The sequence below is a fragment of the Sphingomonas soli NBRC 100801 genome (assembly GCF_001591025.1).
Taxonomy (GTDB): domain Bacteria; phylum Pseudomonadota; class Alphaproteobacteria; order Sphingomonadales; family Sphingomonadaceae; genus Sphingomonas; species Sphingomonas soli.
In genome coordinates this window covers 329,119-348,357 of the sequence record NZ_BCTZ01000009.1, presented here as the reverse complement: position 1 = coordinate 348,357, position 19,239 = coordinate 329,119, and the positions used below count along the sequence as shown (strand labels likewise).

The window sequence follows — 19,239 nt, the reverse complement described above, 5'->3', positions numbered from 1 at the left end:
GTCACCCTGGACTTGTTCGGTGATTATCCTCTTGGAGCAGGCGCGCCTTTTTCGTCATCCCCGCGAAAGCGGGGACCCAGGGTTGGGCGCGGTGCCCTGTGTGGCTCTGGGTCCCCGCTTTCGCGGGGATGACGTGGGTTACTTGGCGCAAAGAGATAATCGCCGACTTGTTCCGGGGTCCACCAAGCCGCAGGTGTTCAGGCTGGAGCCTCTTCTCCATCGCCTGCCGCCAGGTGGATCCCGGAACAGGCCCGGGATGACGGATGGTTGCCGTGAAGGGCCGCGGGGGCTTTGGAAGCGGGCTGATCGCCAGCCCGTGGCCGCCGGGCAAAAATATAGCGCGGCATCGCCGCAGTTACCTCGTCTTCATCTTACACAGGCAAAAGAAGTATTCGCGACCAAATAGCCGGAAGAGATGCGCGTTCGACATGGCTGAGCTGCTTCATCTACAGAATGCCATTCTTGAGATGGTGGCGACCGGTAGCCCGCTGGATGTTACGATGGGCCGGCTGTGCCGCGACGTGGAAGCCGAATTGCCCGAAGTTGTCTGCTCGGTCCTGAGGATCGACCGCGCAGGCCTTCTCCATCCGCTTGCGGCGCCCAGCCTGCCCGCTTCCTATTGCTCCGCGCTCGACGGCCTTTCCATCGGCCCCGAGGTGGGCTCGTGCGGGACCGCCGCTTATTACCGGGTTCCGGTAGCCGTCCCCGATATCGCGCGCGATCCGAAATGGCACGGCTATGCGGATTTGGCGCTGTCGCTGGGGCTGCGCGCGTGCTGGTCGAGCCCGATCTGCGGCGAGGACGGACGCGTGCTCGGCACCTTCGCCTTTTACTATCGCGAGCGCAGAGGCCCGACGGAGGAGGAGAAGGCCGTCGTCACCACCTGCCTCCATCTCTGCATGATTGCGCTGGAACGCCACGAACGCGCGCTTGAGAGCGACCGGCTCGCCAATAACGACGCGCTGACCGGGCTGGCCAATCGCGCCCGCTTCAACCGGGTGCTCTCGGCCCTGCCCTGCGGCGATCCGGGTGCCTGGGCGCTGCTGGTGATCGATGTCGACAATCTGAAGGTGACCAACGACACGTTCGGGCATCCTGCGGGCGACGAGCTGCTGAAGGAGGTGGCGGCGCGCATGGCCCGGACGGTGGAGCTGGATCTGGTCTTCAGGCTGGGCGGCGACGAGTTCGCGATCATCGTTCACAATCCATCGGGGCACGATGACATCGAAGCCGTTGCGGAGCGCATCCTTGCCGCGCTCGACGAACCGGTCATCTGCGACGGGCACCTCATCCAGCCGCGCGCGACGATCGGCGGCGCGATCCTCTCCGCCGAGGATGGCACTGCAGACAGCGTGCGCCAGAAGGCCGACTTTGCGCTCTATCACGCCAAGGAAACCGGGCGCGGCGGCTTTGTGCGCTATTGGCCGGGCATCGGCACGGCGATCACCCGCAGGCTGAGCGCGATCAAGAACGTGAACGAAGCGCTGCGCGACGGCCGCATCCACGCTTATTACCAGCCCCTGATCGACCTGGACACGGGCAAGATCGTCGGCGCCGAGGCGCTGTGCCGGCTCGTCACCGAGGAGGGGAACATCCTCTCGGCATCGGAATTCCACGAGGCGACGTCCGATGCCCATGTCGCCTGCGCGCTGACCGATCGCATGCTCTCGCAGATCGTATTGGACCTGCGGCGCTGGCTCGATCTGGGCATCCGGTTCGAGCATATCGGCCTAAACGTCTCTTATGCCGACATTCACCGCGGCATGCTGGGCGACCGGCTGGCCAGCACCTTTGCCGGTGCGGGGATTCCGCTGAACCTGCTCGTCGTGGAGATCACCGAGAACGTCTATATCGGGCGGCGCGACCATGTGATCGCGGACGAGGTTGCTGCGATGCGGGCGCTTGGCATCCGCGTCGCGCTCGACGATTTCGGAACCGGCTTTGCGTCGCTCACCCATTTGCTGACGGTGCCGGTGGACATCATCAAGATCGACAAGTCCTTCGTCGCGAAGCCCCAGCCGGGCGCGCCGAGCGGCGTGATCGTCGATGGCCTTCTGACCATCGCCCAGAAGCTGGGGATCGGGGTGATCGCCGAGGGCATCGAGCATCCGCTGCAGCTGGCGCAGCTGCAGGCCTATGGCGGCACGCTGGGCCAGGGCTATCTGTTCTCCCGCGCCGTGGACGCGCACGCTATGACCGCATTGCTCCAGCAGCGCGTGCCCTTCAGCTGGCAGAAGGCGGGGCCTGCCGCAGCCTGAGCGGGGACCTGCGAAGAGGCGGCCCAATCCGGAGGAGCAAGCAGGGTCGATGACGGCGGCCCGGCCGGGGGAAAGCGCTTGCGCGCCATCGGGCGGCTGTTACGCTCCTGATCCCAATGGGATGCGTGGGCCGCACCGGCCCGTGGCGGGTGGAGCTGGGAATGGTGGAAACCGCCGATCGCGATCAGGCCGTGCCGGGTGCGGATGCCGTGGCTGCGCATGTGAAGCAGCTGATCGGCATCCATCTTCCCGAAGCCTGCGTGCCGGGCGTTGTCGCCGGGCTTGAGGGACTTGCGGCGCATCTGACCGTGCTGCGCGCTGCGGAGCGCGAGCGCTGAGCGGCTATCCCAGCGCCGCCGCCATAGCGCGGAGCGTGCGGGCGGGGGAACGGTCCGCCGTCAGCGTGGTGACCGAAGCCTTGCGCGCGATGGAAGGGGCGGGGCGAGACCTCCGCGCGGCGACGGTGATCCTTGCGGAGCGCGCATTGGCGCAGGCCGCGCGGGTGGATGCGCTGATCGCCGAGGGCCGCGACCCCGGCCCGCTGGCAGGGGTGCCGTTCGGCGTGAAGGACCTGTTCGACGTCGCCGGACTGCCGACCACGGCGGGGGCGGCGATGCTGCTCGGTGCCCCGCCCGCCGCGCGCGATGCGGAGGCGGTCGCGCGGCTGGAAGCGGCGGGCGCGGTGCTGGTGGCGACGCTCAACATGGATGCGTTCGCTTATGGCTTTGCGACGATCAACGCGCATTACGGCACGACGCGAAACCCGCACGATCCCGATCGCATCGCCGGTGGATCGTCGGGCGGATCGGCGGCGGCGGTGGCGGCGGGGATCGTGCCGCTCAGCCTGGGATCGGACACCAACGGCTCGATCCGTGTGCCCTCGGCGCTGTGCGGCATCTATGGCTTGAAGCCGACGCATGGCTGCCTCCTGATGCAGGGCGTCTATCCCTTTGTCGACAGCTTCGACGATATCGGCCCCTTTGCGCGCAGCGTCGCCGATCTGCGGCTGGCCTGGGAAACGCTGGGAGGCAGTGCGCCGCCCGCTACCGGCCAGCGCGTGGCGCGGCTCGGCGGGTGGTTTGCGGAGAATGTCAGCGATGCGCTGGCGGCGGGGATCGATGGCGTGGCCCAGCATCTGGGCGGGATCGACACGATCCAGCTGCCCCGCGTGGACGCCGCGCGATCGGCGGCGTTCCTGATGACCGCGGCGGAAGGGGGCGCGCTGCATTTGCCCGAATTGCGCACGCGTCCGATGGAATATGATCCGGCGGTGCGCGACCGGCTGATCGCAGGGGCGATGCTGCCCGCTACCGCCTATCTGGAGGCGCAGCGTTTCCGGGCATGGTTCCGCGAGCAGGTGGCGCGCATATTCGAGCGCTACGACGTGCTGATCGCCCCCGCCGCAGGCGTGCCCGCGCCGCGGATCCACGACCCCATGATCCCGGTCAATGGCGAGCGGGTGCCCGCACGGGCGCATCTGGGTCTCTACACCCAGCCGATCAGCTTTATCGGCCTGCCCGTGGTCAGCGTGCCGCTGTTCCGCCCCGGCGAATTGCCGCTCGGGCTGCAGCTCATCGGGCGGCCGCATGGCGAGCAGGCGCTGTTCGACTTGGCCGCGAGGCTGGAGGCGGACGGGGTGATCGGCGCTGCTTCCCCCGCCAGCAGCCTTCGCTATGCTGCGCAAGCCTGAAGGGGAGCGCGGCAATGGCGGACAGTGAAGCACCCGGCCTGATCGAACGCCGCTTCGCGCTGGCGGAGCGCGGCACCAGCGTGCGCACCGAAGTGCTGGCGGGGGTCACCACCTTCCTGACCATGGCCTATATCGTGATCGTCAATCCGGCGATCCTGGGCGAGGCGGGGATGCCGATCGCGGCGGTCGCGGCGGCGACCTGCATCGCGGCGGGCTTTGCGAGCATCGTCATGGGCCTGCTCGCCAATATGCCGCTGGCGCTCGCGCCGGGCATGGGGCTCAACGCCTATTTCACCTACACCGTCGTGCTCGGCATGGGCGTGCCGTGGCAGACCGCCCTGGGCTGCGTGCTGATCTCCGGCATCGCGTTCCTGTTGCTCACCATGGCGGGGATTCGCCAGCTCATCATCTCCGCGATCCCGATGCATCTGCTCGCCGCGGTGGCGGGCGGGATCGGACTGTTCCTGGCGTTCATCGGACTGCGCAATGCCGGGATCGTGGTGACCAGCCCGGCGACTTCGGTGGCGCTGGGCGACCTGCACGCGCCCGGCGCGGCGCTGGCCCTGTTCGGTCTGGTGGTGATCGCGGCGCTGGCGGCGTGGAAGGTGCGCGGCGCGATCCTGATCGGCATCCTCGCCACCACGGCGCTGGCCTGGGCGCTCGGGCAGGTGACGATCACCCCGGCGTCCTATGACCTTGGCGCGATTGCGCAGACCGCGTTCCAGCTCGATCTGGCGGGCGTGTTCGGCCTGTCGGGCAGCCACGGGCTGGGCCTGTTCGAAATCCTCTTCGTCTTCCTGTTCGTCGATCTGTTCGACAATATCGGCACGTTGGTGGGCGTCACCAAGCGCGCCGGGCTGATCGACGCAGAGGGCAAAATACCCCGGCTCAACCGCATCCTCTTCACCGATTCGATCGCGACGATGTTTGGATCGCTGATGGGCACGAGCACGGTCACCTCCTATGTCGAAAGCGCGGCGGGCGTGCAGGCGGGCGGGCGCACCGGGCTGACGGCGGTGGTGACCGGCCTGTTGTTCCTCGCCGCGACCTTCGTTGCCCCCTATGCCCAGTTCGTGCCGCTCGCGGCGACCGCGCCCGCCCTGATCCTGGTCGGCGCGCTTATGATGGCGCCGCTGGCCGAGATCGCGTGGGACGATCCGGAAATCGCGATTCCGGCCTTCCTGACCGTCGCGATGATCCCGCTGACCTTCTCGATCGCCAACGGCCTCGCCTTCGGGATCACCGCACATGCGCTGCTCAAGCTGGTGCGCGGCAGGATCACACGGCTCGATTGGCTGCTGCTGGTGCTCGCCGGCCTGTTCGTCCTGCGCTTCGCGTGGCTGGCGGCGGGCTGATGCTGCACAGCGTACGATCCCAGCGCGGCATGGTGACCGCGCCGCATCATCTGGCTTCGCAGGCCGGGCTTGCGGTGCTGCAGGACGGTGGCACCGCGATCGAGGCGATGGTCGCCGTCTCGGCGGCGCTGGCGGTGGTCTATCCGCACATGACCGGGATCGGCGGCGACGGCTTCTGGCTGATCGCCGAGCCCGATGGCGCGACGCGGGCGATCCATGGCTGTGGCGGCGCGGCGGCCGCGGCGGATCTCTCGCTCTATGCCGGGATGGCGGCCGTGCCCACGCGCGGACCGCTGGCGGCGAACACCGTGGCGGGGACGATATCGGCCTGGGGCGAGGCGCTGAGGGGCTCGGCAATGCCGCTCGCCCGGCTGCTGCGCGACGCGATTCATTTCGCCGAAGCGGGCGTGCCGATAACCCGCAGCGGCGCGGAGACCGTCGCGGCCAAGGCGCATGAGCTTCACAGCCAGCCCGGCGACTGGGCCGCGATCTACGGCGATGCGCGCGAGGGCGAAGTGATGCGCCAGCCCGCGCTGGGCGCAACGCTCAGGCGGCTGGCGGAGGAGGGGCTGGGCAGCTTCTACTCGGGGCCATTGGCGGACGACATCGCGGCGGACCTGCGCGCGATGGGAAGCCCGGTCGCGCTGGCGGACCTTGCCGCGCACCGCGCCACCACGCCCGATCCGCTGACCGTGGCGATTGCGGGCGTGCGCCTGTTCAACAGCGCGCCGCCGACCCAGGGGGCTGCATCGCTGCTGATCCTTGCGCTGGCGGACCGGCTCGCGAAGGGCAAGGCGGAGAGCTTCGCGCATCTCCACGGGCTGGTCGAGGCGACCAAGCAGGCGTTCCTCTACCGCGATGCCCATGTCGGCGATCCGGCCTATATGACCGATGATCCGCAGGCGCTGCTGAACGATGCGGCGGCGCTCGACGCGATGGCGGCACGGATCGATCCGGCGCGCGCATTGCCCTGGCCGCAGCCGGCATCGGCAGGCGACACCTGCTGGTTTGCGGCGGCGGACAGCGAGGGCCGCGTGGTGAGCTGCATCCAATCGACCTATTTCGAGTTCGGATCGGGGCTGGTGCTGCCGCGCACGGGCATCATCTGGCAAAATCGCGGGAGCAGCTTCCGGCTGAGCGAAGGCGGCTGGAACGCGCTGAAGCCCGGGCGCAAGCCGTTCCACACGCTCAACCCCGCGCTCGCCCGCTTCGACGATGGCCGGGTGATGGCCTATGGCACGATGGGCGGCGAGGGGCAGCCCCAGACCCAGGCCGCTTTGTTCAGCCGCTACGCCTGGCACGGCGTGGGGCTCCAGGAATCGATCACCCGTCCGCGCTGGCTGCTCGGCAAGACCTGGGGCGAGGAGAGCGTGACGCTCAAGCTGGAGGATCGCTTCGATCCGGCTGTGGTCGCGGCGCTGCGCGCGGCGGGGCACGATGTGGAGATGCTGCCCGCTTTCACCGCCGTGATGGGCCATGCCGGGGCGATCGTGCGGCATCCCGGCGGCGTGCTGGAAGGCGCGACCGATCCGCGCAGCGATGGCCAGGTGGCGGCATGGTGAGCGGGGGCGCACGCGCCGTCGCGCGCTGCGACGAGCTGGGCGTCGCGCCCTATAGCGACGCGCCGGACATGCTGTTTCGCGCCTATCTTACGCCCGCCTTCGCCGCCGCGCAGCGCGCGATCGCCGGTTGGATGATCGAAGCGGGAATGACCACGCGGATCGACGCGGCGGCCAATCTGGTCGGGCGCTATGAGGGGCTGGAGCCGGATGCGCCGCCCTTGATCATCGGCAGCCATATCGACAGCGTCCGCGACGCCGGGCGCTATGACGGGCCGCTGGGCGTGATGCTGGGGATCGAAGCGGTCGCGGCGCTGCATGCGGCGGGCAGGCGGATGCGCTTCCCGATCGAGATCTATGCATTCGGCGACGAGGAAGGATCGCGCTTCGCAACCGCGATGCTGACCAGCCGCGCGGTGGCGGGAACGCTGGAGCCGGGGATGCTCGATATCGCCGACGCGCGCGGCATCTCGCTGGACGAGGCGCTCGCGCCGTTCGAGCTCTCCGACCTGAAATTCGCCGAAGCCCGGCATCCGGGCGCGCTCGCCTATCTGGAGGCGCATATCGAGCAGGGGCCGGCGCTGGAGGCGCTGGGGCTGCCGGTTGGCGTGGTGACGGGGATCGCGGCGCAGCTTCGCTATATCGTCACCGTAACGGGCGTGGCGGGCCATGCGGGCACGAGCGCGATGACGCTGCGGAGCGACGCGCTGGCCGCCGCTGCCGAGATGGTGCTCGCCATCGAGCGGATCGCGCGCGAGGATGCTTCCGATCTGGTGGCCACGGTTGGCCGGATGGAGGTCGCCCCCGGCGCGCCCAATGTGGTGCCGGGCAAGGTGGTCTTCACGATCGATATCCGCTCGGGCGATCAGGCGCGCCGGGACCGTGCCGCCGCCGCGATCCTGACCGCGCTTCGGGGCATCGCCGCGCACCGCGGAACGGGGTTCACCAGCGAGCAGACCAACGACCTCGCCGCTTCCCCCTGCGATCCGCGTCTGATGGACCTGCTGGAGGCCGCTCTGGTCGCGCAGGGTGTCGCGCCGCACCGGCTGGTCAGCGGCGCGGGGCATGATGCGATGATCCTGGCCGCGCTTTGCCCCACCGCGATGCTCTTTATCCGCTGCGCAGGCGGCATCAGCCACAACCCCGCCGAACATGCCGATCCCGCCGACGCCGAAATCGCGCTACGGGTGATGCTCGGCTTCATCGAACGACTGGACGCATTATGAGCCCCGACTTTTTCGGCGAGATCGATCCGCCGCAGCGCCTGCTGATGGGCCCCGGCCCGGTCAACGCGCATCCGCGCGTGCTGCGCGCAATGTCCGCCGATCTGCTCGGCCAGTTCGATCCCGAGATGACCGGCTATATGGAACAGGTCATGGCGCTGTACCGCCCGATCTTCGGGACGGAGAATCGCTGGACCTTCCTGGTGGACGGCACCGCGCGTGCCGGGATCGAGGCTGCTCTGGTCAGCCTGGTCGCGCCCGGCGACGTCATGCTGGTGGTGGATTTCGGCCGGTTCGGCCTGCTGCTCAAGGAGATTGGCGAGCGGATCGGCGCGAAGGTCGAGATGCTTTCGGTGCCATGGGGCGAGACGGTGCCGATGGACGAGATCGGCAGGGTGATCGAGCGCGTCGGGCCGAAAGTGGTGGCGTGCGTCCATGGCGATACATCGACGACGATGGCGCAGCCGCTGGACGGGCTTGGCGCATTGTGCCGCGCGGCGGGCGCGCTGTCCTATGTCGATGCCACCGCCACCATCGGAGGGATGGAGATCGCCGCCGATCGCTGGGGCGTGGATGTGGTAACGGGCGGCTTGCAAAAGTGCCTGGGCGGGCCTTCGGGCTCTTCGCCGATCACCGTTTCGGAGCGTGCCGCCGAGCACATCTTCGCGCGCCGCCATGTCGAGCATGGCATCGCCCGCGCGGATATTTCGAACGGCAGCGGCGTGCGGATCGGCTCCAACTATTTCGATCTTGCGATGGTGATGGACTATTGGAGCGAGAAGCGGCTTAATCACCATACCGAGGCGACGACGATGCTCTACGGAGCGCGCGAATGTGCCCGGGTCGCGCTGGGAGAGGGGCTGGAGGCGCGTTTCGCGCGCCATGCGGCGGCCGGCCGCGCGGTGACTGCGGGCGCAAGGGCGCTGGGGCTGACCGTGTTTGGTGACGACAGGTTCCGCATGACCAATGTGACCGGCATCCATGTGCCCGAAGGCGTGGATGGCGAGGCGGTGCGCCGGCGGATGCGCGAGGATTTCGAGATCGAGATCGGCGCTGCCTTCGGCCCGCTTCAGGGCAGGATCTGGCGGATCGGCGCGATGGGCTACAATGCTATGAAGCATAAGGTGCTGCTGACGCTGGGCGCGCTCGAAGCGGTGCTTCGCGCAGAGGGCTTTGCCGCACCGGCCGGCGCGGGCGTCGATGCCGCGCTGGCGAGCTATCGCGCATGACGCGCGATCTTGTCGGCTATGGTGCCCATCCGCCCGATGCGCGCTGGCCGGGCGGGGCGCGGGTCGCGGTGCAGTTCGTCATCAATTACGAGGAGGGCGCGGAAAACAGCGTGCTCAACGGCGATGCCGGAAGCGAGGCGTTCCTGTCCGACATGGTCGGGGCCGCCAGCCATCCGGCCCGCGCGATGGCGATGGAGAGCCTGTACGAATATGGCGCGCGCGCCGGGTTCTGGCGGCTCCACCGTATCTTCACCGAGCGGCGGGCGCCCGTCACCGTGTTCGCCGTCGCCAAGGCGCTTGAGATGAACCCGCAGGCAGTGGCGGCGATGCGCGCGGCGGAGTGGGAGATCGCCAGCCACGGGCTGCGCTGGATCGATTATCAGAACCAGCCCGAGGAAGTGGAGCGCGCGCATATCGCCGAGGCGGTGGCGCTGCACACGCGGCTGACCGGCAGCCGTCCGCTCGGCTGGTATCAGGGCCGCACCTCGCCCAACACCGCGCGGCTGGTGCGCGAGGAAGGCGGCTTCGTCTATGACGCCGACAGCTATGCCGATGATGTGCCTTATTATGCAGGGGGCCAGTTGATCGTGCCCTACAGCCTCGACGCCAACGACATGAAGATGGTCGCGCTCAATGGCTTTACCGAGGGCACGCAGTTCTTCCGCTATCTGGTCGATACGTTCGATCAGTTGCGCGAGGAGGGCGGGCGGATGATGTCGATCGGCCTGCACGGGCGCATCGCGGGGCGGCCGGGTCGCTCGATCGCGGTTGCGCAGTTCCTCGATCACGTGTTGGCTAGCGGAGATGCGTGGGTGGCGCGGCGGATCGATATCGCGCGGCACTGGCTGGCGGTGCATCCGGCATGACAGTCAACGATCCTCAGGCGCTCGCCGAAGTCACCGCCGCGTTCCATGCATATGAGCGCGCGCTGATGGCGGACGACATCGCTGCGATGGACCGGCTGTTCGCCGACAGCGCCGATACGGTGCGCTACGGCGTCGGCGAGGTGCTGTACGGGGCGGACGAGATCCGCGCCTTTCGCAAGGGGCGCGGCGGATCGCCGCAGCGCCGTCTGGGTCGTGTCGCGATCACCACCTATGGCCGCGACTTCGCCACCGCCAATGCCGAGTTCTTCCGCGAAGGCAGCGATCGGCGCGGGCGGCAGAGCCAGAGCTGGGTGCGCTTCGCCGATGGCTGGAAAGTCGTCTCCGCGCATGTCTCGATCGAGGGGAGCGCCCCATGACCGCCCTGTTTGAACATTCCCCCTGGGTCGAGACCCGCGCTGCCTCCCGCAGCCACGCCGATCTGATGGCGGTCGTCCATGCCGCCACGAAAGAAGAGCAACTGGCGCTGATCCGTGCGCATCCCGAGCTGGCCGGCAAGGCCGCAGTCGATGGGACGCTGACCGAAGCGAGCGCCGCCGAGCAGGCGAGCGCGGGGCTCGACCGGCTGACCCAGGCGGAGTTCGACCGCTTCCACGCGCTCAACGCCGCGTACCGGGCGAGGTTCGACATGCCCTTCATCATCTGCGTGCGGCAGACCGACAAGGCCGGCATTCTCGCTGCGATGGAGCAGCGGCTGGGCAATGACCGCGAGACCGAGATCGCCACCGCGATCGAGCAGATCGGCGAGATCGTCCGGCTGCGGCTGGAGGACGAGGCATGACCACGCTTTCGACGCATGTGCTCGACACGACGCACGGCAGGCCCGCAGCGGGCATGGCGGTGGCGCTGATCGGCCCCGGTGGCGAAGTCGCAAGGGGCATAACCAACAATGACGGGCGGTGCCCGGGGCTTTCGCCCGGTGAGCTTGCCGCCGGACGCTACGCGCTGCGCTTTGCCGTCGCCGAATATTTCCGCGCGGCGGGCGTCGCGCTCGCCGATCCGCCTTTCCTCGATGAGGTGACGATCGAGTTCGGCGTCGCGGCGGATGGCGGGCATTATCACGTGCCGCTGCTCGTCTCGCCTTATGGCTATTCCACCTACCGGGGCAGTTGATGGGCGTGGACTTCCCCGAATGGCTCAACCTCGCGATCCGCTGGCTGCACCTGACCGCCGGCATCGCGTGGATCGGCTCGTCCTTCTATTTCGTCTGGCTCGACCTGCACCTGACCCCGCCCAAAAAGGGCGACGCGTCGGGCGAAGTCTGGTCGGTGCATGGCGGCGGCTTCTACCATAACCAGAAATATCAGGTCGCCCCGGCCCAGATGCCGGACAGGCTCCACTGGTTCAAATGGGAAGCCTATTGGACCTGGATCAGCGGCTTTTCGCTGCTGGTACTGGTCTATTATGTCGGCGCGCAGAGCTTCCTGATCGATCCCGCCAAGGCGGTGCTCAGCCCGTGGCAGGGGATCGCGATCGGGCTGGCGTCGCTGGTGTTCGGCTGGATCGCCTATGACCGGCTGTGCCGATCGTCGATCGGCGCGAGCAATCAGCTGCTCGGCATCTGCTGGTTCCTGTGCCTGTTGTTCGCCGCCTTTGCGCTCAACAGCGTGTTCACGGCGCGGGGTGCCTATCTGCATATCGGCGCGATCATCGGATCGGTGATGGTCGGCAACGTCTTCTTCGTGATCATCCCGAACCAGAAGAAGGTGGTCGCCGATCTGATCGCCGGGCGCACCCCCGATCCGGCATTGGGCGCGGCCGCCAAGCAACGCTCGCTGCACAATAATTACATGACCCTGCCGGTGCTGTTCATCATGATCAGCCACCATTATCCGATGACCTATGGCGCGGAGCGGCCCTGGCTGGTGCTCGCGCTGCTGGGGCTGACCGGTGTCGCGGTGCGCCACGTGTTCAACCTGCGTCACCGCGAGCAGAGCACGGGCCGCGCGATGGCGGTAGCGGCGGTGATGGCGCTGATCAGCGTGACCTATGTTTCGATGGAAAAGGGGGGCACGGCGGCGGCCCGGGCGGTGAGCTTTGCCGAACTTCAGCCGCTTATCGTCAAGCACTGCGCCACGTGCCACAGCGCAACGCCCTCCCACCCGGAATTCCCGGTTGCGCCGCTCGGCCTCAAGCTGGACAGCTATGAACAGGCCAAGGCCGCTGCCCCGCGGATCAAGGCGATGACGGTCGATTCCGAAGTCATGCCGCTCGGGAATGTCTCGGGCATGACCAAGGACGAGCGCGAGACGATCGGCGCGTGGATCGCATCGGGGTCGCCGAAATGATCCGCTTCCTGCTCGACGGCGAAGTGATCGAGGCTGAGGCGGGCGCGACCGACACCGTGCTCGATCTGCTGCGCTACAAGTTGCGCCGGACCGGGACGAAGGAAGGGTGTGCGGAGGGGGATTGCGGGGCGTGTACCGTGTTGGTCGGCGACGGGGAGGGGTGGCGCGCGGTGAATGCGTGCATCCTCTTCGCACCGATGATCGACGGCAAAGCGCTCAAGACGGTGGAAAGCCTGGGCGGCGATCATCCGGTGCAGCGCGAGATGGTGGCGCGGCACGGCTCGCAATGCGGCTTTTGCACGCCGGGATTCGTCATGTCGCTCTACGCCCGCAGCATCGGCGCCGCGGGGACCGAGGGCGTGCCCGTGGGCGATGTGATCGCGGGCAATCTGTGCCGCTGCACCGGCTATGGCCCGATCCTTGACGCAGGCGAAGCGGCGGGCGTGCAGGGCGAAGCGGGACCGCAGGACCTGCCTCCGCGCGCCAATCCCAATCCCGCAACGGCGGACGAACTCGCCGATCTGCTGATGGCCCACCCCGAAACGCAGATCGTCGCCGGGGCCACCGATGTCGGGCTATGGGTGACCAAGCAGCACCGCGATCTGGGGCCGGTGGTGTTCATCGGCGACATCGCCGATCTGCGCGGGGTCGAGGAGAGTGAGGAGGCGCTGACCCTCGGCGCGGCGGTCCGCTATTCGGAGGCGCGCGCGGCGCTTGCCCGGCTGCATCCCGATCTGGGCGAGCTGGTCCGGCGCATCGGCGGGGTGCAGGTGCGCAATTCGGGAACGATCGGCGGCAATATCGCCAATGGCTCGCCGATCGGCGACATGCCGCCCGCCCTGATCGCGCTGGGCGCGGAACTGACGCTGCGGCACGGCCCGGCGCGGCGCACGATCGCGCTGCAGGATTTCTTCCTGAGCTATGGCAAGCAGGACCGGGCGCCGGGCGAGTTTGTCGAGAGCATCCGCGTGCCACGCCCCGAGCCGGGCACGCTGGTGCGGATCGTCAAGCTCTCCAAGCGCTTCGACAGCGACATTTCCGGCGTGTGCGGGGCCTTCGCCATCCATATCGCGGACGGCGTGGTCCAGCAGGCGCGCATCGCGTTCGGCGGGATGGCCGGCATCCCGGCACGCGCGCCGGGTGCGGAGGCGGCGCTGACCGGCAAGCCATGGAGCGCTGAGACGGTCGAGGCGGCGGCAATTGCGCTCGCGCAGGATTACACCCCGCTCGACGATCTGCGCGCCTCGGCGGACTATCGCCGCACGGTCGCCGCCAATCTGCTCCGCCGCATCTGGGCCGAGCAGCAGGAGCCGGTCAGCGTGCGCCATGGCTGAGGTGCATCAGCCGCTCGCGCACGAAAGCGCCCGGCTCCATGTCTCGGGCGCGGCGACCTATATCGACGATATCGTCGAAACGCCGGGCCTGCTCCATCTCGCCTTCGGCCTCGCCACCGATGGGCACGCGAAGCTCGTGTCGCTCGACCTTGAGGCGGTACGCGCCGCGCCGGGCGTGGTCGCGGTGTTCACCGCCGCCGACATTCCGGGCGAGAACAATATCGGCCCGGTCGTCCATGACGATCGCCTGCTCGCCGATGGCGAAATCCTCTATCCGGGCCAGCCCCTGTTCCTCGTCGCGGCGACCAGCACCCAGGCCGCGCGCCGCGCCGCGCGACTGGGCAAGGCGGTCACCGAGCCGCTGCCCGCTTTGGTCACCATCGACGATGCCCGGGCGGCGGGATCGCAGATCGAGGCGAGCCAGCGCATGGCACGCGGAGATGCCGATGCCGCGCTCGCCGCCGCACCACATCGCATATCGGGTTCGCTCGAAATGGGCGGGCAGGAGCATTTCTATCTGGAGGGGCAGGTCGCGCTCGCCACCCCAGGCGAGCAGGGCCAGCTCCACATCCTCTCTTCCACCCAGCATCCGAGCGAGATCCAGCATCTCGTCGCGCATCTGCTTGGCCGCAGTCATGCCGAAATCACCGTCGAGGTCCGCCGGATGGGCGGCGCATTCGGCGGCAAGGAAACCCAGGCCGCCCCCTTTGCCGCCGCCTGTGCATTGGTCGCGGCCAAGACCGGACGCCCTGCCAAGTTCCGCGCCGATCGGGACGACGATATGATGCTGACCGGCAAGCGGCACGACTTCAGCGCCGCATATGATGTCGGCTTCGACGCGGATGGGGTGATCCGGGGCATCCGCATTGAGATGGCGTCCCGCTGCGGGGCCACCACCGATCTTTCGCCCGCGATCAACGATCGGGCGATGTTCCACGCCGATAATTGCTATTTCCTCCCGGCGGTCGAGATCGTCTCGCACCGGCTGAAGACGCATACCGTGTCGAACACGGCGTTTCGCGGCTTTGGCGGGCCACAGGGAATGCTGGCGATCGAGCGCGTGATGGACGCGATCGCGGCGCATCTGGGCCGTGATCCGCTCGAAGTGCGGCGGGCGAACCTTTACGGACCGGGACGCGACCTGACGCCCTATCGCATGACCGTGGCGGACAATGTCGCGCCCGCGATCATTGCCGATCTTGCCGCGCGCACCGGCTATGCCGAGCGCCGGGCTGCGGTCGATGCGTTCAACGCCAGCCACAATGTGCTCAAGCGCGGGCTGGCGCTTACCCCGGTCAAGTTCGGGATCAGCTTCACCACCACCCATCTCAACCAGGCGGGCGCGCTGGTGCTGGTCTATGCCGATGGATCGATCCATCTGAACCATGGCGGCACCGAGATGGGGCAGGGGCTGCACACCAAGGTCGCGCAAGTCGTTGCGGACGTGTTCGGCGTGTCGATGGATCGGGTGAAGGTATCGGCGACGCGGACCGACAAGGTGCCCAACACCTCGGCCACGGCGGCTTCTTCGGGCGCGGACCTGAACGGCATGGCAGCGTTCAACGCCGCTACCGTGATCCGCGAGCGGCTCGATGCGTTTGCCGCGACCCAGCCCGAGTCCGCCGGATGGAGCTTCGACGAGCTTTGCCGCCGCGCGCATCTGGCGCGCGTGTCGCTGGCCGCCACCGGCTTCTACAAGACGCCGCACATCGAATATGACCGGCCCAGCCATAGCGGGCGGCCCTTCCTCTATTTCGCTTATGGCGCGGCATTGAGCGAAGTCGTGATCGATACGCTTACCGGCGAGCATCGCGTCGTCGCGGTCGATATCCTCCACGATGCCGGGCGCTCGCTCAACCCGGCGATCGATCTGGGCCAGATCGAAGGGGCGTTCATCCAGGGGATGGGCTGGCTGACCACCGAGGAGCTGGTGTACGATGCGCGCGGGCGGCTGCTCACGCATGCGCCGTCCACCTACAAGATCCCCACCGCCAATGATCGCCCCGCCCGTATGGAGATCGCGATCTGGGACCGCGGCGAGAATGTCGAGCCGACGATCCACCGCTCCAAGGCGGTAGGCGAGCCGCCCTTCATGCTCGCGATCTCGGTCTTTTCCGCGCTCACTGCTGCCGTTGCGGCGGCCGCGCCGGGCAAGGGGCTGCCCCGGCTCGATGCCCCCGCCACGCCCGAGCGCGTGCTGCGCGCGGTCCAGGAATTGCGGGGCCGTGGTGGCTGACTGGACACATGCCGCGCGCACCGCGCTGGCCGGGGAGCCGGCCGCGCTCGTCACCATCCTCGCCACCGAAGGCTCTGCCCCGCGCGGCGCGGGCGCACGCATGGTCGTCACGGCGAACGGGCTGCACGGTACGATCGGCGGCGGGGCGCTGGAGCATCAGGCGGCGGCGCAGGCGCGCGCGATCCTCGCTCTGCCGCCGGGAAGCTGGCGCGTGCAGGATTATCCGCTCGGCCCCCTGCTCGGCCAATGCTGCGGCGGTCGCGTGCGGCTGATGGTCGAGCGGCTTGCGCAGGTGCCCGATGGGGACGGCAGCTTTGCGGTGACGCTGGGCGAAACGGTGATGCGCGAACCGGGCACCGCCGCGCCGCTTGCCGCGCGGGGCGAATTGCCGGTTGCGGGTGCGTGCTTCCTTGAGCCGGTGGAGACCGATGCCCTGCCGGTCTATCTGTTCGGCGCGGGCCATGTCGGCCGCGCCATCGCCGCGCGCGCGGCGGGCCTGCCGCTGCATATCGCCTGGTTCGATGCGCGCCCGGAGGCGGCGGAGACCCCCGGCGTCGTGCTGGCCAGCGAAGACGAGATGGTCGCCTGCGCCGCCGCTGCGCCCCAAGGCGCCGCGGTCGCGATCCTCACGCACGATCACGCGCTCGATTATCGGCTCACCGCCGCCGCGCTGGGCGGGAAGGCGGGGTTCGTCGGGCTGATCGGCTCGCAGACCAAGCGCGCGCGCTTCCTCTCCCGGCTCGCGGGAGAGGGCGTGGATGCGTCGCGGCTCACTTGTCCGATCGGCCTGCCCGGCATTCCCGGCAAGGAGCCCGAAGTCATCGCCATCGCCACGCTCGGCCAGTTGCTGGCGCTAAGGAACCCCGCATGAAGGCCTATCGCGGCGAGATATTGTCGGTGCCCGAGGACGGCGATGTCCGTCATTTCGAGGATGGGCTGCTGCTCGTCGAGGACGGCCTGGTCGCCTCGTGCCGGGCCTATGCCGATCCGGGCGTGCCCGTGGAGCATCTACCGGGCCTGATCGTGCCGGGCTTCATCGACGCGCATGTCCATTACCCCCAGACCGAGCGGATCGCCTCGCATGGCGCGCAGCTGCTCGAATGGCTCGACCGGCACATTTTTCCCGCCGAAAAGGCCTTTGCCGATCCCGCGCATGCCGATGCCATCGCCGCATTCTTCCTCGATGAATTGCTGAAGAACGGGACGACCAGCGCATTGGTGTTCCCCACGGTCCATGCCTGTTCGGTCGACTCGCTCTTTGAAGCGGCACTGGCGCGCGACATGCGGATCATCGCGGGCAAGGTGCTGATGGACCTTGGCCCCGAAGGGCTGCGCGACACGCCCGACACCTCCGACAGCGAGGGGCTGATCGCCAGATGGCATGGGCGCGGGCGGCTGGGCTATGCGGTGACGCCGCGCTTCGCGCTGACCTCCAGCGATGCGCAGCTCGAGGCGGCGGGCAAGCTGCTCGCGGCGCATCCCGGCGTCTTGATGCACACGCACCTTGCCGAAAATCATGGCGAGATCGCCGCCGTCGCCGAGCGCTTTCCCGACGCCGCCGATTATCTCGACGTCTATGATCGCTTCGGGCTGGTCGGCCCGCGATCGGTGTTCGCGCATTGCGTGCATATGAGCGATCGGGCGATGGGCCGGATGGCAGAGGCGGGCGCGGGAATCGCCTTTTGCCCGACGAGCAACCTGTTCCTCGGCTCGGGCCTGTTCGATCTGGCGCAGCGCGACCAATATGGCGTCAAGCTCGGCATGGGCACCGATGTGGGCGCAGGGACGAGCTTCTCGATCCTCCATACGCTGGGCGAAGCGTACAAGGTCTGCCAGATGCGCGGGGCGAGCCTCGATCCCTTCCGCGCGCTCCATTTCGCGACGGCGGGCGGCGCGCGGACGCTGGGCATCGCCGACCGGGTGGGGGCATTGCTGCCGGGGCAGGAGGCCGATTTCATCGTGCTCGATCCCGCCGCCACGCCCCTGCTCGCCCGGCGCACCGCAGGGGCATCGCTGCACGATCGCCTGTTCGCGTTGCAAGTGCTGGGCGACGAACGCGCGGTCGCCGCGACCTATCTGCGCGGATCGCTAGCGCATAAGAGAGAGCAATGATCCGCCGCATCCTTTCCGTATTCGAGCCCTTCATCCTCACGCTGGTGGGGACGGTGATCCTCGCATCGCTGCTGCCGCCTCGGGGCGTGTGGGCGGGGATATTCGACGTCGCGGCGGATATCGGCATCGTCGCGCTCTTCTTCCTGCACGGCGCGAAGCTGTCGCGTGACGCGATCGTGGCGGGGATGCGCAACTGGCGGCTGCATCTGGCGGTGTTCGCCTTCACCTATCTGGCATTTCCGGTGCTGGGGCTTGGCATCAGCGCGCTTCCGCTGCTGAGCGGCACCCTGGCGGCGGGCATGCTGTTCCTCACCTTGCTGCCATCCACCGTGCAGTCCTCGATCGCCTTCACCGCGATGGCGCGGGGCAATGTCGCGGCGGCGGTGTGCAGCGCCAGCTTCTCGAACCTGATCGGCATCGTGCTCACGCCCTTGCTGGTCGCGTTGCTGATCCAGGGGACGAGCGGGCCGGGCGGGGTATCGATGCAGGCGGTCGAGAAGATCCTGCTGCAATTGCTGCTGCCCTTCGTCGTGGGCCATTTGCTGCGCCCGTGGATCGGCGGCTGGGTGACGCGCAACAAGAAGCTGGTGACGACCGTGGATCGCGGATCGATCCTGCTGGTCGTCTTCACCGCCTTTGGCGCGGCGGTGGTCGAGGGGCTGTGGAGCAAGGTATCGGGCGGCGATCTGGCGATCGTGATGCTGCTGTGCTGCGTGCTTCTCGCGCTGGTGCTGGGCGGCACCTGGGGCGCGGCGCGGGCGATGCGCCTCCCGCGCGAGGATGCGATCGTCCTGCTGTTCTGCGGATCGAAGAAGAGCCTTGCTTCGGGCGTGCCGATGGCGGGCGTTCTGTTCGCGCCGACCGAGGTGGGGATGATCATCCTGCCGGTGATGCTGTTCCACCAGCTTCAGCTTATCGCCTGCGCGGTGATCGCGCGACGGATGGAGCAAGGTGGGGCGGAGCCGGCGGCCGCGACGTAGCACAGCCGTTCCGCCTCTTGCGTATGCCGCTGCATGTGCGACCCTGCATATATCCGGCCGCGCGGTGCCCGGCCCTGAGGGAGTATAGGTT

17 protein-coding genes are annotated in these 19,239 nt (G+C 68.3%); all 17 read left to right on the top strand.

The features are described from left to right. Positions 1 to 428: 428 nt before the first annotated feature. The gene (locus SSO01S_RS07825; RefSeq protein ID WP_066797671.1) at positions 429 to 2,258 is read left to right on the top strand and encodes a putative bifunctional diguanylate cyclase/phosphodiesterase; all 1,830 of its coding nucleotides are present in this window, start codon (positions 429 to 431) and stop codon (positions 2,256 to 2,258) included. A 161-nt stretch (positions 2,259 to 2,419) separates the two neighbouring features. After that, on the top strand, positions 2,420 to 2,596 hold the full coding sequence (locus tag SSO01S_RS07820; protein WP_157073684.1) for a hypothetical protein: 177 nt from the start codon (positions 2,420 to 2,422) through the stop codon (positions 2,594 to 2,596). Beyond that, positions 2,593 to 3,948: an AtzE family amidohydrolase gene (locus SSO01S_RS07815; RefSeq protein ID WP_066797665.1), complete on the top strand. Its 1,356-nt coding sequence runs from the start codon at positions 2,593 to 2,595 to the stop codon at positions 3,946 to 3,948. The genes SSO01S_RS07820 and SSO01S_RS07815 overlap by 4 nt, the downstream gene beginning before the upstream one ends. Positions 3,949 to 3,962: 14 nt before the next feature. After that, the gene (locus SSO01S_RS07810; protein ID WP_066797662.1) at positions 3,963 to 5,303 is read left to right on the top strand and encodes an NCS2 family permease; all 1,341 of its coding nucleotides are present in this window, start codon (positions 3,963 to 3,965) and stop codon (positions 5,301 to 5,303) included. Next, a complete protein-coding gene (locus SSO01S_RS07805; RefSeq protein WP_066797796.1) occupies positions 5,303 to 6,865 on the top strand; it encodes a gamma-glutamyltransferase family protein in 1,563 nt (520 codons plus the stop codon). The genes SSO01S_RS07810 and SSO01S_RS07805 overlap by 1 nt, the downstream gene beginning before the upstream one ends. Beyond that, complete coding sequence (locus SSO01S_RS07800) at positions 6,859 to 8,088, top strand: allantoate amidohydrolase (RefSeq protein ID WP_066797653.1); 1,230 nt, start codon at positions 6,859 to 6,861, stop codon at positions 8,086 to 8,088. The genes SSO01S_RS07805 and SSO01S_RS07800 overlap by 7 nt, the downstream gene beginning before the upstream one ends. Further along, positions 8,085 to 9,314: a pyridoxal-phosphate-dependent aminotransferase family protein gene (locus SSO01S_RS07795; RefSeq protein WP_066797651.1), complete on the top strand. Its 1,230-nt coding sequence runs from the start codon at positions 8,085 to 8,087 to the stop codon at positions 9,312 to 9,314. Before SSO01S_RS07800 ends, SSO01S_RS07795 begins: the two co-directional genes overlap by 4 nt. Continuing rightward, entirely contained in the window at positions 9,311 to 10,180 is an 870-nt protein-coding gene (gene puuE / locus SSO01S_RS07790) for an allantoinase PuuE (RefSeq protein ID WP_066797649.1), read from the top strand. The genes SSO01S_RS07795 and puuE overlap by 4 nt, the downstream gene beginning before the upstream one ends. Continuing rightward, complete coding sequence (gene hpxZ / locus SSO01S_RS07785; protein ID WP_066797637.1) at positions 10,177 to 10,557, top strand: oxalurate catabolism protein HpxZ; 381 nt, start codon at positions 10,177 to 10,179, stop codon at positions 10,555 to 10,557. Before puuE ends, hpxZ begins: the two co-directional genes overlap by 4 nt. After that, positions 10,554 to 10,979, top strand: a complete 426-nt coding sequence (gene uraD, locus SSO01S_RS07780) for a 2-oxo-4-hydroxy-4-carboxy-5-ureidoimidazoline decarboxylase (protein WP_066797634.1) — start codon at positions 10,554 to 10,556, stop codon at positions 10,977 to 10,979. Before hpxZ ends, uraD begins: the two co-directional genes overlap by 4 nt. Next, complete coding sequence (gene uraH, locus SSO01S_RS07775) at positions 10,976 to 11,311, top strand: hydroxyisourate hydrolase (RefSeq protein ID WP_066797631.1); 336 nt, start codon at positions 10,976 to 10,978, stop codon at positions 11,309 to 11,311. Before uraD ends, uraH begins: the two co-directional genes overlap by 4 nt. Next, complete coding sequence (locus SSO01S_RS07770; protein WP_066797628.1) at positions 11,311 to 12,486, top strand: urate hydroxylase PuuD; 1,176 nt, start codon at positions 11,311 to 11,313, stop codon at positions 12,484 to 12,486. Before uraH ends, SSO01S_RS07770 begins: the two co-directional genes overlap by 1 nt. Beyond that, positions 12,459 to 13,820, top strand: a complete 1,362-nt coding sequence (locus SSO01S_RS07765) for a xanthine dehydrogenase small subunit (protein WP_245646653.1) — start codon at positions 12,459 to 12,461, stop codon at positions 13,818 to 13,820. Before SSO01S_RS07770 ends, SSO01S_RS07765 begins: the two co-directional genes overlap by 28 nt. After that, positions 13,813 to 16,056, top strand: a complete 2,244-nt coding sequence (gene xdhB / locus SSO01S_RS07760) for a xanthine dehydrogenase molybdopterin binding subunit (RefSeq protein WP_066797617.1) — start codon at positions 13,813 to 13,815, stop codon at positions 16,054 to 16,056. Before SSO01S_RS07765 ends, xdhB begins: the two co-directional genes overlap by 8 nt. Beyond that, positions 16,049 to 16,927, top strand: coding sequence for a xanthine dehydrogenase accessory protein XdhC (xdhC, locus tag SSO01S_RS07755; protein ID WP_066797791.1), 879 nt, complete (start codon positions 16,049 to 16,051; stop codon positions 16,925 to 16,927). The genes xdhB and xdhC overlap by 8 nt, the downstream gene beginning before the upstream one ends. Next, positions 16,924 to 18,168 carry a guanine deaminase gene (guaD, locus tag SSO01S_RS07750; protein WP_066797615.1) on the top strand — a complete coding sequence of 415 codons (1,245 nt, stop codon included), beginning with the start codon at positions 16,924 to 16,926 and terminating at the stop codon, positions 18,166 to 18,168. The genes xdhC and guaD overlap by 4 nt, the downstream gene beginning before the upstream one ends. Beyond that, positions 18,165 to 19,148: a bile acid:sodium symporter family protein gene (locus SSO01S_RS07745; protein WP_066797613.1), complete on the top strand. Its 984-nt coding sequence runs from the start codon at positions 18,165 to 18,167 to the stop codon at positions 19,146 to 19,148. The genes guaD and SSO01S_RS07745 overlap by 4 nt, the downstream gene beginning before the upstream one ends. The last annotated feature ends 91 nt before the right edge of the window (positions 19,149 to 19,239 follow it).

Coding starts and splice junctions, on each gene's coding strand:
- puuE (WP_066797649.1), top strand. CDS start 9,311: ATGACGCGCGATCTTGTCGGCTATGGTGCCCATCCGCCCGATGCGCGC.
- SSO01S_RS07745 (WP_066797613.1), top strand. CDS start 18,165: ATGATCCGCCGCATCCTTTCCGTATTCGAGCCCTTCATCCTCACGCTG.
- SSO01S_RS07825 (WP_066797671.1), top strand. CDS start 429: ATGGCTGAGCTGCTTCATCTACAGAATGCCATTCTTGAGATGGTGGCG.
- uraH (WP_066797631.1), top strand. CDS start 10,976: ATGACCACGCTTTCGACGCATGTGCTCGACACGACGCACGGCAGGCCC.
- hpxZ (WP_066797637.1), top strand. CDS start 10,177: ATGACAGTCAACGATCCTCAGGCGCTCGCCGAAGTCACCGCCGCGTTC.
- SSO01S_RS07810 (WP_066797662.1), top strand. CDS start 3,963: ATGGCGGACAGTGAAGCACCCGGCCTGATCGAACGCCGCTTCGCGCTG.
- guaD (WP_066797615.1), top strand. CDS start 16,924: ATGAAGGCCTATCGCGGCGAGATATTGTCGGTGCCCGAGGACGGCGAT.
- SSO01S_RS07805 (WP_066797796.1), top strand. CDS start 5,303: ATGCTGCACAGCGTACGATCCCAGCGCGGCATGGTGACCGCGCCGCAT.
- uraD (WP_066797634.1), top strand. CDS start 10,554: ATGACCGCCCTGTTTGAACATTCCCCCTGGGTCGAGACCCGCGCTGCC.
- SSO01S_RS07820 (WP_157073684.1), top strand. CDS start 2,420: ATGGTGGAAACCGCCGATCGCGATCAGGCCGTGCCGGGTGCGGATGCC.
- SSO01S_RS07795 (WP_066797651.1), top strand. CDS start 8,085: ATGAGCCCCGACTTTTTCGGCGAGATCGATCCGCCGCAGCGCCTGCTG.
- SSO01S_RS07800 (WP_066797653.1), top strand. CDS start 6,859: ATGGTGAGCGGGGGCGCACGCGCCGTCGCGCGCTGCGACGAGCTGGGC.
- xdhB (WP_066797617.1), top strand. CDS start 13,813: ATGGCTGAGGTGCATCAGCCGCTCGCGCACGAAAGCGCCCGGCTCCAT.
- SSO01S_RS07770 (WP_066797628.1), top strand. CDS start 11,311: ATGGGCGTGGACTTCCCCGAATGGCTCAACCTCGCGATCCGCTGGCTG.